General features: G+C 59.6%; 15 protein-coding genes and 3 pseudogenes. 11 read left to right on the forward strand and 7 right to left on the reverse strand.

Features of this window, described 5'->3' with window-relative positions; genetic code table 11:
• Window positions 1-153: 153 nt before the first annotated feature.
• From JCM15831_RS09675 to glyS, 4 genes are all read left to right on the forward strand, one after another.
• Complete coding sequence (locus JCM15831_RS09675; RefSeq protein ID WP_025824115.1) at window positions 154-1,131, forward strand: DUF1852 domain-containing protein; 978 nt, start codon at window positions 154-156, stop codon at window positions 1,129-1,131.
• A 48-nt stretch (window positions 1,132-1,179) separates the two neighbouring features.
• The gene (locus JCM15831_RS09680) at window positions 1,180-2,211 is read left to right on the forward strand and encodes a methionine synthase (protein ID WP_025824116.1); all 1,032 of its coding nucleotides are present in this window, start codon (window positions 1,180-1,182) and stop codon (window positions 2,209-2,211) included.
• Window positions 2,212-2,540: 329 nt separating this feature from the next.
• Window positions 2,541-3,428, forward strand: coding sequence for a glycine--tRNA ligase subunit alpha (locus JCM15831_RS09685; RefSeq protein WP_025824117.1), 888 nt, complete (start codon window positions 2,541-2,543; stop codon window positions 3,426-3,428).
• The gene (gene glyS, locus JCM15831_RS09690; protein WP_025824118.1) at window positions 3,428-5,497 is read left to right on the forward strand and encodes a glycine--tRNA ligase subunit beta; all 2,070 of its coding nucleotides are present in this window, start codon (window positions 3,428-3,430) and stop codon (window positions 5,495-5,497) included. Before JCM15831_RS09685 ends, glyS begins: the two co-directional genes overlap by 1 nt.
• On the opposite strand, the gene JCM15831_RS09695 is transcribed toward glyS, so the two are convergent.
• Together JCM15831_RS09695 and JCM15831_RS18070 are read right to left on the reverse strand one after the other, a co-directional pair.
• A complete protein-coding gene (locus tag JCM15831_RS09695) occupies window positions 5,494-5,889 on the reverse strand; it encodes a hypothetical protein (protein ID WP_025824119.1) in 396 nt (131 codons plus the stop codon). The genes glyS and JCM15831_RS09695 overlap by 4 nt on opposite strands.
• 98 nt (window positions 5,890-5,987) lie before the next feature.
• Window positions 5,988-6,542, reverse strand: coding sequence for an aspartate/glutamate racemase family protein (locus JCM15831_RS18070; RefSeq protein WP_198024295.1), 555 nt, complete (start codon window positions 6,540-6,542; stop codon window positions 5,988-5,990).
• Between the two features lie 337 nt (window positions 6,543-6,879).
• Between JCM15831_RS18070 and JCM15831_RS09705 the strand changes: the two genes are divergently transcribed.
• From JCM15831_RS09705 to JCM15831_RS18075, 5 genes are all read left to right on the forward strand, one after another.
• Window positions 6,880-7,668 carry a DODA-type extradiol aromatic ring-opening family dioxygenase gene (locus JCM15831_RS09705; RefSeq protein ID WP_025824120.1) on the forward strand — a complete coding sequence of 263 codons (789 nt, stop codon included), beginning with the start codon at window positions 6,880-6,882 and terminating at the stop codon, window positions 7,666-7,668.
• Between the two features lie 119 nt (window positions 7,669-7,787).
• Complete coding sequence (locus JCM15831_RS09710) at window positions 7,788-9,155, forward strand: FAD/NAD(P)-binding protein (RefSeq protein ID WP_084490646.1); 1,368 nt, start codon at window positions 7,788-7,790, stop codon at window positions 9,153-9,155.
• A complete protein-coding gene (locus JCM15831_RS09715; protein WP_025824122.1) occupies window positions 9,152-9,526 on the forward strand; it encodes a YidH family protein in 375 nt (124 codons plus the stop codon). The genes JCM15831_RS09710 and JCM15831_RS09715 overlap by 4 nt, the downstream gene beginning before the upstream one ends.
• Window positions 9,523-9,852 (forward strand): LysR family transcriptional regulator, encoded by a 330-nt coding sequence (locus JCM15831_RS22725; RefSeq protein ID WP_232228104.1) that lies wholly within the window; start codon window positions 9,523-9,525, stop codon window positions 9,850-9,852. Before JCM15831_RS09715 ends, JCM15831_RS22725 begins: the two co-directional genes overlap by 4 nt.
• A complete protein-coding gene (locus JCM15831_RS18075) occupies window positions 9,758-10,396 on the forward strand; it encodes a LysR substrate-binding domain-containing protein (RefSeq protein ID WP_232228105.1) in 639 nt (212 codons plus the stop codon). The genes JCM15831_RS22725 and JCM15831_RS18075 overlap by 95 nt, the downstream gene beginning before the upstream one ends.
• 41 nt (window positions 10,397-10,437) lie before the next feature.
• On the opposite strand, the pseudogene rodA reads toward JCM15831_RS18075, so the two are convergent.
• The 5 genes and pseudogenes from rodA to JCM15831_RS09745 form a co-directional block, all read right to left on the reverse strand.
• Window positions 10,438-11,591: pseudogene (gene rodA / locus JCM15831_RS18080) on the reverse strand (rod shape-determining protein RodA).
• Window positions 11,591-13,494, reverse strand: a pseudogene (gene mrdA, locus JCM15831_RS18085) (penicillin-binding protein 2). The pseudogenes rodA and mrdA overlap by 1 nt, the downstream one beginning before the upstream one ends.
• Before the next feature lie 111 nt (window positions 13,495-13,605).
• Entirely contained in the window at window positions 13,606-14,172 is a 567-nt protein-coding gene (locus tag JCM15831_RS09735) for a hypothetical protein (RefSeq protein WP_025824123.1), read from the reverse strand.
• Between the two features lie 3 nt (window positions 14,173-14,175).
• Window positions 14,176-15,120: a rod shape-determining protein MreC gene (gene mreC, locus JCM15831_RS09740; RefSeq protein ID WP_035774213.1), complete on the reverse strand. Its 945-nt coding sequence runs from the start codon at window positions 15,118-15,120 to the stop codon at window positions 14,176-14,178.
• A gap of 21 nt (window positions 15,121-15,141) precedes the next feature.
• Window positions 15,142-16,188 carry a rod shape-determining protein gene (locus tag JCM15831_RS09745; RefSeq protein WP_025824125.1) on the reverse strand — a complete coding sequence of 349 codons (1,047 nt, stop codon included), beginning with the start codon at window positions 16,186-16,188 and terminating at the stop codon, window positions 15,142-15,144.
• 396 nt (window positions 16,189-16,584) lie between these two features.
• Here JCM15831_RS09745 and JCM15831_RS09755 point away from each other — a divergent pair, with 396 nt between their 5' ends.
• Together JCM15831_RS09755 and JCM15831_RS09760 are read left to right on the forward strand one after the other, a co-directional pair.
• The gene (locus JCM15831_RS09755; RefSeq protein ID WP_025824126.1) at window positions 16,585-16,854 is read left to right on the forward strand and encodes a YgdI/YgdR family lipoprotein; all 270 of its coding nucleotides are present in this window, start codon (window positions 16,585-16,587) and stop codon (window positions 16,852-16,854) included.
• Window positions 16,855-16,880: 26 nt separating this feature from the next.
• A pseudogene (locus JCM15831_RS09760) lies at window positions 16,881-17,086 on the forward strand (hypothetical protein); the annotation flags it as partial.

A 17,086-nucleotide genomic window follows, 5' to 3' on the forward strand; every position in this document is an offset into this window, starting at 1 on the left:
CTTAGCGATCATGACAATGAGTCATGAGTAGGCGAATTATTATCATTTGTTTTCATAATATCCCTGCCGGATAACCGGGTCTCGCTCGCACCGCGCAGCGACAGGAAGAGCGTGGCGCGGAAGACAGGATCCAGAAGGGGATACCCGCCCATCATGACCCAAGATTTCGCCTTCACGTTAAGAAGCCTTCGCTTTGACGAAAACTATGCGCCCGCCCCCGGCACAAGACTGACAACCAATTTCGCCAATCTGGCACGAGGCGAGTCCCGTCAGGACAATCTTCGCGCTGCCCTGCGTATGATCGATCATCGCTTCAACAATCTTGCACGCTGGGACAACCCAGAGGGTGATCGCTATGCGCTGGAGCTCGATATCGTTTCCATCGAGATGACGATCGGCGGTTCCGATGAGAGCTTCCCGGCAATCGAGCTTCTGAAAACGACCATCCTGGACCGCGTCACCGGGAAACGCGTCGATGGCATCATCGGCAATAATTTCTCATCCTATGTGCGCGATTACGATTTCAGCGTGCTTTTGCCAGAGCATAATCGCGAGCGTGACGGGTTTTCCGTACCGGAAGATTTCGGGGTGCTGCATGGCAGGATTTTTCAGGCCTTCATCGCCTCCGATCTTTACCGGGCGCATTTCGCCAAGCCTCCCGTGATCTGCCTGAGCGTGTCGGAAAACAGGACCTATACCCGCGCCACCAACAAGCATCCCGTTCTCGGTGCCGAATACACAGCTGATGAGGCGTCTCTGACCGAGCGCTATTTCGGCAAGATGGGGCTGCAGGTGCGTTACTTCATGCCGCCCGGCGCTGTGGCACCGCTCGCCTTTTATTTTAGCGGCGATCTGCTGAATGACTACACCCCACTCGAACTGATCAGCACCATCAGCACGATGGAGACCTTTCAGCGCATCTACCGCCCCGAGATCTACAACGCGAATTCCGCGGCATCCGAGCGCTACAAGCCCAGCCTCAAACAGAGCGATTTCTCGAACACCCGCGTCGTTTACGACCGCGAAGAGCGCACACGCCTCGCAACCGAACAGGGCAAATTTGCAGGCGAGCATTTCATTGCCCCTCACAAAGCCTTTCTCGACCGATGGTCGACCCATTTCGCCGCCTGAAACCCCTCGTCTGACTTCCCGCTCCCCATTCCCGGAAAATTACACATCATGACCAAGCTTCTCCCAACGGCGACCGCTGGCAGCCTGCCCAAACCCTCCTGGCTCGCAGAGCCCGAAAAACTCTGGTCTCCCTGGAAAATGGAAGGCGAAGCCCTGCTCGAAGCCAAGCAGGACGCGCTTCGGGTGTCTTTGCTCGAGCAACAGGTGGCGGGGATCGATATCGTCAGCGATGGCGAACAGAGCCGTCAGCATTTCGTCACGACCTTTATCGAGCACCTTGCGGGCGTCGATTTTGAAAAGCGTGAGACAGTCACCATCCGCAACCGCTACGAAGCCAGCGTGCCAACCGTTGTCAGTGCCGTCTCCCGTGAGAAACCGGTTTTTGTCGAAGACGCCAAGTTCCTGCGCCAGCAGACCAAGGCACCCATCAAATGGGCCCTGCCCGGCCCTATGACGATGATCGATACGCTCTACGACGCCCACTATAAGAGCCGTGAGAAACTGGCCTGGGAGTTTGCCGCCATTCTCAACGCAGAGGCTAAAGAACTTGAACAGGCGGGCGTGGATATCATCCAGTTCGACGAACCTGCCTTCAATGTCTTTTTCGATGAGGTTAATGACTGGGGCATTGCTGCGCTGGAGCGCGCCATCGAAGGGCTCAAATGCCAGACCGCCGTGCATATCTGCTACGGCTACGGCATCAAGGCCAATACGGACTGGAAAAAGACCCTCGGCCATGAGTGGCGCCAATATGAGCAGATTTTCCCCAGGCTGCAGAACTCGGCCATCGATCTCGTCTCGCTGGAATGCCAGAACTCGCACGTGCCGATGGAGCTGATCGAGCTGCTTCGTGGCAAGAAGGTCATGGTGGGCGCCATCGATGTGGCAAGCAACCGGATCGAAACGCCGGAAGAAGTCGCCGCCACCCTACGCAAGGCACTGCAATACGTCGACGCAGCCAATCTCTGCCCCTGCACAAATTGCGGCATGGCCCCGCTTTCTCGCGGTGTGGCCAGAGGCAAACTCAATGCCCTGGCAGCAGGCGCCGAGATTGTGCGCAAAGAGCTGGTCTGCAGCTGAAAACGCGCCGGAAGGAAGTAGTTTTGAGGCTTGCAACATGGCTACTTTCTTCTCCGCACGACGGAGCATGAAGGAGAGGCTCCCTCATGGTTGTCACCAGCCCTGGTCGGTCCACGTTCCGGAAAATGTCGACCCAGACCTGCGAGAAAACGCACCTGACGCAGGCCACTGACTATGACTGGCTATGTTTGCCGTCGAGCAAAATGCCCCTTCCAAGTATCTCGTCATGCTGGCGATCCATCACTCAGATCCGACTGACCGCACGCGATTGGCTTGTTACCGTCATCGGAGTAGAACGGATCGACTGAACAAGACCGGAGCCTCGATCCTTGACCCCCTTGCCCGAAAACGGCGGACGCCCCATTTCCTTTCAGGATCTGATCCTGCGCCTGCATCAGTTCTGGTCGGCCCAGGGCTGCGCCCTGCTCCAGCCCTACGACACCGAGCTGGGTGCGGGCACGCTCTCGCCGCATACAACGTTACGCGCATTGGGACGCAAGCCGTGGAAGGCCGCCTATGTGCAGCCCTGCCGCCGCCCGTCGGACGGACGCTATGGCGAAAACCCGAACCGGCTTCAGCATTATTATCAGTATCAGGTGCTGCTCAAGCCGACGCCGGAAGATAGCCAGCGCCTTCTGCTGGACAGCTATCGCGCCATCGGGATCGACCCGGAAAAGCACGATATCCGCTTTGTGGAAGACGATTGGGAAAACCCGACCATCGGTGCCTGGGGTCTGGGTTGGGAAGTCTGGTGTGACGGCATGGAGGTGACGCAGTTCACCTATTTCCAGCAGGTCGGCGGCATACCGACAGTCGTCCCCTCGACTGAGCTGACCTATGGGCTCGAGCGTCTGGCCATGTACGTGCAGGGCGTCGAAAATGTCTATGACCTCGATTTCAACGGTCAGGGACTGAAATACGGCGATGTTTTTCTGCGGGCTGAGCAGGATTATTCACGCCATAATTTCGAACTGGCCGATACCGAGATGCTGATGCGGCATTTCCGCGACGCAGAAGCCGAGTCCGTGCGTCTGGCAGAGGCCGGTGTGGCCCAGCCTGCCTATGATCAGTGCCTCAAGGCGAGCCACCTGTTCAACCTGCTCGACTCCCGTGGCGTGATCTCGGTGTCGGAACGTGCCTCCTATATCGGGCGCGTCCGGACCCTCGCAAAGCTGAGCTGCGAAACCTGGCTTGCTGCCGACGAGGAGTCAAAATAATGGCTGAATTCCTTCTCGTTCTCGATTGCGAGGAAATTCCTGCCCGTATGCAGGAAACGGGCGCTCAGGATCTGGCGCGCCTTGTCTCAGAAGCTCTGGCACCGCTTGCACCGCGTGACGTGACGCCGTTCTGGGGCGCGCGCCGCATCGGCGTTACCCTGCAGATTGCCGAGAAAATTGCCGAAAGCACCCAGTCCGAACGCGGACCACGAGAGAGCGCACCGGAACAGGCGCTTGCCGGGTTCCTCCGCAAGCATGGGGCCGACCGGGAAGCCCTCGTGCTCGAAAACGGTTTCTGGGTGCTCAACCGCACGCTGCCCGCCATCGGGGCAGCCCAGCGTATTGCCGAGACAATCCCGGCCCTGCTCTGGCGCTTCCCATGGCCGAAATCCATGCGTTGGGGCCATGGCAGCGCCTTTACCTGGGTGCGCCCACTGCGCCGGATCATCTGTCTGCTCGATGGCGCCCTCGTGCCGTTCAGCCTCGCGACAGAAAATGACGATGCCCATGGTCTGGCTTCCGGCACCGAGACCGAAGGCCATCGCTTCATGGCGCCGGAAGCTTTTGCCGTCACGTCTTACGCTCAGCTGCAAACCGAGCTTTTTGCCCGCAAGATCGTGCTCGACCCGGCGCAACGTCTGGCGATTATCCGCGACGGCTTGCAGGCACAGGCCGATGCCGCCGGTCTGACACTGGTGCAGGACGACAAGCTGGTTGAGGAAGTCTCGGGACTGGCCGAATGGCCCGTGGCGCTGCTTGGGCGTATCGACGACGCCTATATGGATCTGCCGCCCGAAGTGATGCAGGTCTCAATGCGGATCAACCAGCGCTATTTCGCGCTGCGTACTGCCGACGGTAAAGCCGCTCCGCATTTCGCATTTATCGCGAATATGGCCTTCGCCGATGACGGTGCCCTGACGATTGCAGGCAATGAGCGCGTTCTCCGCGCGCGCTTTGCCGATGCCCGGCACTTCTGGGATCTCGATCGCAAGACAAGACTTGCGGACCGTGTTGCTGCGCTCGACGCTGTCACCTTCCACGCCAGGCTTGGCAGCCAGGGTGCACGCGTCCAGCGCATCGTCGCCATGGCCGGGGTCGTCGCCAAAGCCATGGGTCTGGAGGAAACGGCCTGCGAGCAGGCGCAGCGCGCCGCCCTTCTGGCCAAGGCCGATCTCACAACCGGCATGGTCGGTGAATTCCCCGAGCTTCAGGGCATCATGGGCAGCTATTATGCCCGCCATGACGAGGAAGGCGATGAAGTCGCCGATGCGGTCGCCGAGCATTACATGCCACGCGGCCTGAACGACGACACACCGCGTGCGCCGGTTTCCGTTGCCGTTGCGCTGGCCGATCGTCTGGATCTGCTGACGGCGTTCTTTGCCATGGGTGAAACCCCGAGCGGCTCGGGCGACCCCTATGCGCTGCGCCGTGCCGCTCTGGGTGTCATCCGGATCATCCGCGATAATGGGCTGCGTCTGGATCTGACGGCTCTGATCGCCCAGGCAGCAACACATCTGCCTGAAGATCTGCGTGACGGTGGTGAGCTCCCCGCTCTACCCGGCTTCCTTGCCGAGCGTCTGCGTGTGCAGCTCCGAAGCGAGGGGAAGCGTCATGACGTTCTCGCTGCCGTTCTGGCAGGCGGACTGGACGGCGATCTGGTGCGGCTCCTTGCCCGCACCTCCGCGCTGGCCGAGATGGTCGTGACCGATGACGGGCGGAATCTTCTGGCGGCAGGCAAGCGCGCCGCCAATATCCTGCGTATTGAAAACCGCAAGGACGGTCCGCATCAGGGCGAACCGGACAATGCACTTTATGTGCAGGATGAGGAGCGTGCTCTGGGTGAAGCGCTGGCCTCGGCCCGGGAGACAATCCACGCCGCACTCGAACAGGAGCGCTTTGCCGACGCCATGATCGGAGCAGCCGCCCTGCGTCCTGTTCTCGACCGCTTTTTCGAAGTTGTCACCGTCAACGATCCCGAGCCCGCGCGCCGTCTGAACCGTCTGCGTCTTCTGGGTCAGATCGGCGCTACCCTGACTGAAATCGCCGATTTCAGTCAGATCGAAGGTTAAGCGTTACCGCCCCACCGTTTCACCCGGTGGGGCCAGGCCATGTCCGACCAGACTGGCGTTCTGGTAAGCTGGCCCAAAAGCACCGATGGGGGTGCCGGTTGTTGGGTCGTGATTAACGGCTCCGCCGCCACCGCCGGGGAGAAATTGCCTCGCAAAATCGACGATTTTCCGGCTGTAAGACGCCGTATCGGCGGGGCAGCCATCGCACGCGGTAAGGGAGCAGGTTCCCACTGTCCCGCAGCGGGCTTGGCCGTCGTCACAGCATGATGCTCCTCGATCAAAGCAGGCATGCCGATCTGCAACGGCAGCACCGTTGAGAAGCCGCGTGCAAAGCAGGGCCGCGTCATCAGAGCACTCAGAAGAACCAGAAAGCAAAAAGCGATTTCGCGCATTGGAGCCTCCCTCGCCCCATGGAAACCGGCTGAAGAAGCATGGCATGCGCGTTGCTCAGAGAACAGGAAAACCGACCTGTCGGACAGCCCCTGCCCCGTTAGGCGAGGGTCATCCAGTCGAGTGCCATCCCGACATGAAGGGCTGTCGTATCGAAAATCGGTGGCAACTCGTCACAAGAAGAGAGAATCATACCAAGCTCGGTACATCCCAGAATGACTGAGTCCACCCCCTGAGGGAGCGTTTGAGCAATGATCTGTCTGAGCGCGTCCCGGCTTTCGTCCAGAATAACGCCCTGACAGAGCTCATCATAAATCACCTGATGCACGCGCGCGCGTCCTGCTTCATCGGGACAAACGACCTCCAGACCGAATTGCGTCTGCAAACGTCGCCGATAGAAATCTTGTTCCATGGTGAACCGCGTTCCAAGCAGGAGCGGCGCACGGCACCCCTTATCCTGGAGCGCCCGCCCTGTGGCGTCTGCGATATGAAGCACCGGCAAGCCTGAGCGCGTTTCGATGGATTGAACGAGACAATGCATCGTATTGCTGGCAATCAGAAGCGCCTCTGAACCCGCCTTTCTCAAGCCTGCGCCCGCCTCGCCCAGCTCTACGCCCAGCTCATCCCACTCTCCTGCGGCCTGTGCCGCTGCAATGGATGAGAACTCGGCAGACTAGAGCAGAAGCGGCGCCGAAGCCAGCGACCCACGCGCGCCCGAACCCCTTCATTGAGCTGACGATAATACAGCGCCGAGCTCTCCCAGCTCATGCCTCCCAGAATACCCAATCTGCGCATCACTGCCTCCTCACCTTACGCTCAGTCGAAGACAGGGCGGGCTCGTCCTTCGGCCACGCTGTCCGTCAACCGATGACGTCTAACAGCTGCACGAAGATCGATTGGGTAAAACGCACGTCATCCATCGCTCCAGGCGATGGAGCCTATCGGCTTTTCACCCCTGACCGAGTAAGGCTTCCCGGGATAGGCTTTGCGTCATGCAACCGAGCTTCTTCATCAATCACGGCGGCGGCCCGTGTTTCTTTCTGGAACCCGGCCCGATGCGGACTGCCTGGGCACCTTTGGAGGCCTATCTCCGGGGCTTTGCCACAAACCTGCCAAAACGCCCCGACGCCCTCATCGTTATTTCGGGACACTGGGAGGAAGCGGTGCCGCATATACACACCGGTGCCACACCGTCCCCGCTCTACGATTATGGCGGCTTTCCCTCACATACCTACGAGATCGAATGGCCTGCCCCCGGACACCCCGTTTTGGCAGAACGGGTCGCCTCTCTTCTGGACAAGGCAGGAATCGACAGCAAGCCCGAAAGGACTCGCGGTTGGGATCATGGGGTCTTTATCCCACTCAAGGTCGCATTTCCTGAGGCTGACCTCCCCGTCGTTCAGCTTTCTCTTCAGAAAGGCCTCGACCCGGAAGTGCATCTCGCTTTCGGGCGTGCCCTAAGCCCGTTAAGAGCGGAAAACGTCCTGATCATCGGAAGTGGCCAGTCCTACCACAATATGCAGGGCTTCTTTTCGGGGAGGCCTGAACCAGCCGCACAGGCTTTCGATCACTGGCTCAGAGACAAAATGACCGACGCCGTAACGCGCGAGCAAGCCTTGAGGGACTGGCAGAGCGCCCCCGGTGCGCGGACTTCTCATCCAAGAGAAGAACATCTCCTGCCCCTTATGGTCGCAGCGGGAGCCGCTTACAGCGAACGGGGACACGTCGATTTCTCAGCAGAGATTCTGGGAAAGGCCATCTCGGGATTCCGCTTTGGCTGAGAGGAGTCCCTACCACTCACTCAATCATTCATAATTTCGATTGTTTTTAGATAATCAATCAATTGGAACGATGGATCTGGATCATCGATACTCTGCCTCAGCAAGAAGCGGGGCAGAACATGAACGACATCCACGACATAGCCATCATCGGTGGCGGGGCAAGCGCGACACTCCTGGCATGGACCCTGCGCGCGCGCCATCATCGCTCCTGCGTCGTGATCGACCCGTCTGACCGGCCAGCCCTTGGACTGGCTTATGGAACTGACAGCATCGACCATCTTCTGAATGTGCCGGCACGCGGCATGAGTGCCATCGCAGACGAACCCGATCATTTTCTTCGCTGGCTGAGAGAAAAGATCGACCCGAATATCTCTGCGGACAGCTTCATGCCACGAGCTCTTTACGGGCTCTATCTTCAGACATTGTTCCAACAGGCCGCTCCGACCCAGGTAAAGGCCAGGGTGATCAGCTGCCTGCCCGACAATACAGGAGCGGTGCTTACCCTGGATGATGGACGCACGCTAAGGGCACGTCAGATCGTGCTGGCCCTCGGCCATTTTGCGCCGCCAGTCCTACCCGCAATCGACGCTGAGGTCGCGGGAAGTAAACACTATCATCATCAGGTTTGGGCCAAAGAGACGCTGCACTCCATCGACCCGACCGATCCGGTTATGCTGATCGGCAGCGGTCTGACGGCTATCGACATGATCATGCAGCTCCGCAGCACAGGTCATACCGGGCAGATCACCCTTGTCTCGCGCCATGGCCAATTGCCGCAACGTCATGCACCTGCCCCCTGCGCCAGCTCACCGCTCATCGAACCGGGAGCCAGCCCTCCGACCTGCACCGCCTATCTCCGCCAGTTCAAAGCAGCATTGAAGCAGGGCCTTCCCTGGAGAAGCGGCATCGACAGTCTTCGCACGGTTACCAATCGTCTCTGGGCCGATCTGCCTCAGAACGAACGGGCCCGGTTTCGCCGCCATCTGCAAAAACGCTGGGACGTGGCACGCCATCGCATGGCGCCGCAAATTGCCGAAGCACTCGATAGCGAGCTGGCACGCGGAACCGTTCGTCTGCGCGCTGGCCATCTAGGCAACATCACCGCCGCTGGATCGGGAGTTCGGGCCACATTCCGGCATCGTGACCAAGTCGATACGATCAATATCGCTCATGTACTCAACTGCACCGGGCCGAACCTGCGTTACGATCGTGTCGCATCACCGCTTTTACAGGATCTGTTTGCACGCGGTTTTGCCCGGCCCGGTCAGGGGGGAGCAGGTCTGGACACGACAAAGGAAGGGCGTCTGATCGGACGCGAGGGAGACTCAACGGCCCCGATCTTCACCCTGGGTCCAGCACGCCAGGGCACATTGTTTGAATCCATTGCCATTCCTGAAATCAGAGAGCAGGCCTATGATCTTGCCAGAACGCTCGATAGCGTTTTGACCGCTCCGGCCCAGAACCGCCTGATGGAATGCTGCGCATGATAAGCCGCTATACCGACCATGCTGCCAATGAGCGGACATTTCTCGCCTGGGTGCGTACCGCCCTCGCGATGGTCGCTATCGGCTGCATGCTGGCGAAATTCAACATCTTCCTGCGGCTGATCATCTCCGAGCATCATGGTGCTCTTCCCGCTTTGCCCGGATCGTCTGCATGGATTGGTGTTCTGACCATCTGTGCCGGATTGGCGCTGCTTCCCGCAAGCTGGTGGCGTTTTCGCAAGGTCAAGGCTGCGCTCTGTGAAGAACAGCCCAGAGACATTGCCCTGAACGGGCTTGAAGGTCTCTTTTGCCTGTTTCTCTCTCTGCTGGTCGTTGCCATTCTGGCATCTCTTCTCGGGATCCTGCCTTCATGACCCTTGAGCAGCTGCGGATCTTCATCGCAGTCGCTGAGCGCGAGCACATGACGCAGGCTGCCGATGCTCTGGCACTGACGCAATCGGCGGTCAGCCACGCCATCATGACGCTTGAGCAGGCATTCGGCCTCAAGCTTTTCGACAGGGTCGGACGCCGTATTCTCCTGACAGCGGCCGGACATGTCTTTCTGGATGAAGCCCGCGCGGTCTATAGTCGCGCTCTGTCAGCACGTGAGCGTCTGGAGGAGCTGGGCGCTGCGTGCAGGCCATCTGCATGTCTGGGCGAGCCAGACACTGGCCAGTTACTGGCTCCCAGCAAGACTTAATCGCTTTCGTGCGCTTCATCCTGACATCAAGCTCACCATGACAATCAGCAACACCGAAGAGATCTGCGCACAGCTCAGCGCAGGCACAATCAGTTTCGGGTTGATTGAAGGGGCTGTATCGGTTCCCTCCTTAAAAACCGAAATCCTGGCGCACGACCAGCTTCTTCTGGTCGTCAGTCCGGAGCATGACTGGGCGCGCTGCCCTCCCAGCCCCGCCAGACTTGGGGAAACACGCTGGGTGCTGAGAGAAAAAGGCTCGGGTACACGAAGCAGTTTTGAGACATCCCTCACCGCTTGGGGTATCGCAGTCGACAGCCTCGATATCGTCATGCAACTCACGTCGAACGAAGCGATCGCGGCCATGGTCAGCACTGGCGACGCTGCCACCGTCCTCTCGGCCAGCGTTGTATCGGGGCTGATCGAAAACAGCCTGCTCTGCTCCGTTGCGATCCCGTTCCCCGAACGGCATTTTTCGATCGCTCTGGGGTCTCGCAGCCTCTCTCCAGCAGAGGCGGCCTTCCGCTCGTTTCTCAGGAACGGTTAATCGAGGAAAGTTCGCGTCCACGCCGCGCGAACACACCGAGCCTAAAGATCCTTTTGCGAAGCGGGAACGTCGCGTTCGTTGCGATGGACCCAGGACGAAAGCAGTAAGCCAAACCCGAACATCATGGTCAGCATGGCCGATCCCCCATAGGAAATCAGCGGCAAAGGTACGCCACCGACAGGAATGACGCCCATGACCATCGACAGATTGACGGCACAATAAAGAAAAAAATCGACCGAAATGCCTAGTGCCAGAAGACGGCCGAACTGGTTGCGGCTTCGCATGGCCATCAGCATGCCGCCCACGACCAGAAGGGCCAGCAGACCGATCACCCCAGCCGCCCCGGCATAGCCCCATTCCTCACCGATCATCGTGAAGATAAAATCTGTCTGCTTTTCTGGCAGAAAGTTCAGCTGTCCCTGCGTCCCACGCAGATAGCCCTCTCCCCACATCCCTCCAGACCCAAGAGCGATTTTGGACTGGATAATATTGTATCCCGCACCGAGCCGGTCATGCTCGGGATGAAGGAAAGTCTCGATCCGGGCTTTCTGATAATCATGCAGATGGGCGTAGACGAACTTACCCAGAAACGGCAGCGGCGCGACAAGCAGAAAAATCTGCCAAAGCCGCATACCAGCCGCAAAAAACATGGTCGCTCCGATGAGCCCGATAATAACGGCAGTACCGAGATTGGGCTCCTTCAGCACAAGAGCGACCGGCAGGAGCGTCAGAATAGCGGGGATAATCAGACGGAGCGGATTGCCCATGCGTTTGATATCGATGCGATGAAACCAGCTCGCCAAAGCCAGAACCAGCGCAATCTTGGCAAATTCAGAGGGCTGAAATTGCAGTCCTGCCAGATTGATCCATCGTTCCGCGCCCTTGCCCACATGGCCCATATGCAAAACAAGCGCGAGCAGAGTCACGGCGACGAGATAGACCGGTATCGATAACAGACGCAGAAGCGGGGGCTGGTCAGGGCAACCATGATCATCATGACCAGCCCAAAGCCAAAGCGGACCAGCTGAGGCCGGGCAAAGGGCTTTGCCGAGCCCCCACCGGCAGAATAGAGGGCCAGATAGCCCACCCCTGCGAGAGCGCAGATCAGCAACACATAGAGCCAGTTGATCTGAAGCAGCTTGCCCAGAAGCCGAAAACTCGGCTCCGGACGCCAGAGACGTTTTTGCCAGTTCACTATTCGGCGTCCGCGACAGCCTGACCCGGTGCATGATCGTGATTGACCGGATCACGCAGCAATGTGTCGGTCATGATATCGCGCGCCAGAGGTGCCGCAGCATCGGCGCCCCCGTTGCCATGTTCGATCACAACCGCAATGGCATAGCGCGGGGCATCATAAGGAGCAAAGCAGATGAAGAGCGCATGGGGGCGCTCTTCCCAGGCAGATTCATCGAGTTGAAATGTCCGCTTTCGCGCAGCGCGCGCGAGACCCGACGCACCTGAGCCGACCCTGTCTTGCCCGCCATCGCCACATCAGGGAGGCTCAGCCGTGCCTTCGGGGCTGTGCCGCGAGGCGCATTGACCACGTCGAACATGCCCTGACGGATAATCGCCAGATGCTCGTCAGGTATTTGAAGAGACGGGGCAATATCGAGCGGCGTACGCTCTGACGCGGTTTCATTGACCTTGCGCACCAGATGCGGCGTCACATTGCGGCCAGAGGCAATGCGCGAAACATAGGTCGCGAGTTCGAGCGGCGTGACCTGCACGAAACCCTGGCCGATACCGGCATTGACCGTATCGCCCCCATTCCAGTGATAGCCGCGCTTCTGGCGCCATTCTGGCGTGGGAATGACACCTGCGCGGGTATGGGGCAATTCGATATCGAGCTTGGTACCAAGGCCAAAGCCATTTGCCATGGCCTTGATCGGCTCCATGCCGATCTTGCGCGCCGCCAGATAGAAATAGACGTCGCAGCTGTACATCAGCGCCTGCTGCATGGTGATGCTGCCGTGCCCCCAGCGCGACCAGCAATGGAAACGCACCCCACCCATGTCGTAATAGCCCGGGCAAGTAAAGCGGTCCTGAGGATTGACCAATCCCGATTGCAAAGCTGCCAGAGCGACGGCGGGCTTGAACGTCGAACCCGGAGGATAAACGCCGGCCACGGTCTTGTTGATGAGCGGTGTACGGACGTTATTGGTCCATTCGATCCACTGTGCGTGGCTCACACCGGAATCGAACAGGGACGGATCGAAAGACGGTGTGCTGACCATGGCCAGCACTTCGCCATTACGGCAATCCATCACGACCACGCTGGCTGCCTGATCACCGATGCGGTTCAGCACCATCTGCTGCAACCCGGCATCGATGGTCAGAACAACCTCGTCACCCTGCTGCCCGTCAACGCGATCCATTTCGCCCATGACGCGGCCTTTGGAATTGACTTCCATTTCGACCGAGCCCGGCGCCCCGCGCAGAAGGAGATCCTGCGTCTGCTCGATACCCGCACGTCCTGCCCGCATCCCCGGCAGTGCCATCATCGGTGCCGAGGCCACATCACGCTCATTGGGCGGCGCAACATAACCGACGATATGGGCCAGTTGCGGCCCATAGGGGTAAAGGCGCGTCGTACCGACATCGATCAAGACACCGGGCAGGCTCGGCGCATTCAGCTCGATGCGCGCCATGTCATCCCAGCTCAGGAAGTCCTTGAGAGCAACGGGGACATATTTGCGGATGTGGCGCAGATCCCGTTCGATCCGGGCCTGATCTCTCTCATCGAGTGCGATGATCTGACCGAACCGCGCAATTGTCGCATGAATATCGGTCGTCTCCTCCGGCATGAGGAGCGCGCGCCAGTTGACCTTGTTCCCTGCAAGCTGCAGGCCGAAGCGGTCGACGATCTGCCCGCGCGCTGGCGCAAGCAGACGCTTGCTCGTGCGATTGCGCGCTGCGAGATCCCGCAAATGGTCCCCTTCATGGACCTGCAGATCGTAGAGCTTTTTCCCCAGCACGCCGAGCACACCGGCCTGGGTAGCCAGCACCAGCAGGGCGCGACGCGTAAAAACACCTCGCGAAGGCGTGGTGTCTTCCCGCTTGGCGCGAGACCGCGGCTGAGAGGGACGCTTGCGTTTCATCCAGGCAGGGTAACTGGAGAGTAATGGCTGGACATGGCTGAGCGCTCCCCTGTTGGGCGCTCTCCGAAAAACGCTGCGTTAGGATGGAACATTGTGCTCAAAACCGGGCCCTCAGGCTTGTTCAGGGTCTGCCACCGTGCTGCGCGCCCAGGTAAAAAAGGCGCTCAATGTTGGATAGATACCAATTGTCAAAGCCGCCTGAAAGAGACTCGGCACCGGTGACAACAACGTTAATGTCCCGATACACGCGATGACCCAGCCGAACAACGACAAAACTAGAGCCAGACCACCGAGGAGTGCCCACGCATAAAGAAAACTGATCCGACTAAGCCCATAGCGCCAGAGATGTGCAACGCCGTGAAAGACCAGTAGGGAAAACAGAAAGACGCCCGGAGGGCCAAAGCTCAGCATCTCGCAGAGCAATCCGATGCAAAACGTCATGGTGGGCGTCATGGAAAGCGGTCTGTGAGCAGACCAGAAAAAGACCGTACCTGCCGCAATGCCGAAACTCAGTTCGCCCTGCCCGGGGATGGAGAGTCCTGCTGACAGGATCACCGTGCTCAGGGCAATAAACAGGCTGGGCAGCAGCGCCCGCATCAATTGATCGAGACGACGACGAAGGGTGGGCCTCGGCGCAATTCCCGGGTGGATGTCGTGTGGCAGGCGGTGCGAGACCATGACTTAACCCTGCCCCTTCATCGGCTTTTGGAAGGGAATGAAAGGCAATTCTGGAGCCACAGGCAAGGGAGACATCAGCCTTACCCGACCCGGCGCGTCGGGTCCGGCATGATCGGCGTTCGAATAGCTGAACACACGGATGATATCGGGATGATCGAGCGAAGCCTCGGGCACGACGACGGGAGATCCGGGACGCAGGTAATGAACAGTGCCAACCACAAGACCACCGGGCATGCCTGCAAAGGCGCCGTGATCGCGTCCCTCAGGTGCCGGCTGCTCGCCCGTCACGATGCGCTCCCCCTCTACGGGACGATTATCCTGCGCGTAGTAAATCAGCCTCGGATAAGGCGACCCGTCCCCTGCCATAATGGCGTTGCCGCGCGACGCCGAGAGCATGACCGGAATACGGCTGGCATCGTCGTTGATCATCAGGATCCGCACGGTGCGAGCACCGATTTCGGTCACCCGCCCAAGCAGACCCGACGCATCGAGCGCCACGTCTCCGGGCACAATGTCATGCCCCTCGCCTACTGCCAGAAGAATCGAACGCCCATAGAGCCCACCGGCATCACGCAATGCATGCCCGCTGACGAAGTTTGGCGCATCATCAGGGATCCAGTGAAGGCTGGCCTTGAGCTGGGCATTTTCATTGGCCAGCGCAACGGCGACATCGTACCAGCGGCGAAGCTTCTGGTTCTCGTCGCGCAATCGGGCGTTTTCGCCTGCGATGTCGGCCAGCCCGGTTACGCTCTGGCGCAGCCGCATAAAGGCCGTCTGCGGTGCGCTTATCAGACGATAGGCAGGGGCCAGTCCGTCAGCGACGCGCATACGGACGGTGTCGACCACCGGCCGACGGGTAAGACCCAGCATGATCAACCCGACTGCCAGCACGATGAAAAACGGCAGCATCAGTTTCGCGAGTGCGTGTCGCCCCTGTATCGACAGCATCGGCGGGATGCTCCCTGGCTATCAGTACATCGAGATCAGGACGTTCCGCAGGCGACGCATCTCTTCAAGCGCGCGCCCTGTTCCCAGAGCCACACAGGAAAGCGGCGATTCCCCGACCGTCACGGGCAGGCCTGTGGCCGCACGCAGAACATCGTCCAGACGGTAGAGAAGCGCACCGCCGCCCGTCAACACAATGCCCTTATCCACGATATCGGCTGCCAGCTCCGGCGGCGTATTCTCCAATGCCGTCGTGACGGCATCGATGATCTGCTGCACCGGCTCTGCCAGACTTTCGGCTACCTGTGCCTGACTGACAACAACCTCGCGAGGCACGCCATTGATAAGATCGCGCCCCTTCACTTCCTTGATCGGACCCGGGTCACGCGGATTGTCCGGCAGGCATGCCGACCCAATTTCCATCTTCAGACGCTCTGCCGAGCTTTCACCAATCAGAAGATTGAAGGTCTTGCGGATGTAGGAGATAATCGCATCGTCCATCTTGTCGCCGCCCACGCGCACGGAGCGCGCATAGACGATACCGCCAAGAGAAATCACGGCAACTTCGGTCGTGCCGCCGCCGATATCGACAATCATGCTACCGGAGGGTTCGGTGACGGGCAGACCAGCGCCAATAGCCGCAGCCATGGGCTCCTCGATCAGCATGACCTTGCGCGCGCCCGCACTTTCGGCGCTCTCCTGAATGGCGCGACGCTCAACGGCTGTCGAGCCGGACGGGACACACACGATAATCTGGGGGCTGGCAAAAGCCCGTCGGTTATGAACCTTGCGGATGAAATGCTTGATCATCTCTTCCGCGACTTCGAAATCGGCAATCACACCATCGCGCAGGGGGCGGATCGCCGTGATGTTGCCCGGCGTGCGCCCGACCATCAGCTTGGCTTCGTCGCCCACTGCCAGAACCTGCTTCTTGCCCCGCACCTCTGCGATGGCAACAACAGAGGGTTCGTCAAGAACGATGCCGCGTCCCTTGACGTAAACAAGCGTGTTGGCGGTGCCGAGGTCGATAGCCATGTCTGCCGACATGAGACCCAGCAGACGTGAGAACATTCAAGCCTCCTGGCCGAAAAATGCGCGCTGGTCGCGTTCTGCTGTTCGTCTGCGTTAAAGCGCCGCTCGCGAAAAAGCGAACGTCACCCACCATCGGATCATAGCATGACGCGAGATAATCTGGCGCAGGGATTACCGGTGCGGAGGTGGGGGAGCAAGACCCGATCGGGGAAAATTGCAGTTTAATGACCAAAAACACGCGAGCGTGCACAAATATCCCTTGTGGTTACTCTTCGTTACTAATCATCCTTAACTTGCCATGGTCGCGCCATGCTTTGACCCCGCGCGATCACGAGCCTGAATGTCGTCGCCATCACGAGCATGTGGTGGGAGGAAACTCCGTAATTTCCGACCCGTTGACGAGCGACAGAAAGATTTTTCAGGACCGTAAAGACCATGACTGCACATTCTTCATCCTCGCGCCCCGGCAAGCTTGCTGCACTCGCTGCCTGTGTTGGCCTGCTCGGACTGAGCGCATGCGGCAGCCCTTATGACTCGGGTGCCCGCGCAGGCTCCGGTGCCCTGATCGGTGCCGGCGGCGGAGCGGCTATCGGCGCCCTTGCCGGTGGCGGACATGGCGCAGCAATCGGTGCTCTGGCGGGTGGCGCGCTCGGTGCGGCTGGCGGCGCAGCAACCACGCCTAATCGCCCGCGTTCCGGCTACTGATATTCACTTAAATCCGAGAGACCAAAATGCGAGCCAACTCCATGACGACCCATTCGCTCAAGAGCCGTTTTACAGCAGGGATTGGCCTCGCCGGACTATGCGTTCTGCTGAACGGCTGCGGTAGTCCTTATGATTCCGGCGCGCGGGCCGGATCAGGCGCCCTGATCGGTGGTGGTGCTGGCGCCGCCATCGGAGCTTTGGCAGGCGGAGGCCGCGGCGCGGCGATCGGTGC

Origin of the sequence: Asaia astilbis JCM 15831 (assembly GCF_000613845.1) — a bacterium.
Taxonomy (GTDB): domain Bacteria; phylum Pseudomonadota; class Alphaproteobacteria; order Acetobacterales; family Acetobacteraceae; genus Asaia; species Asaia astilbis.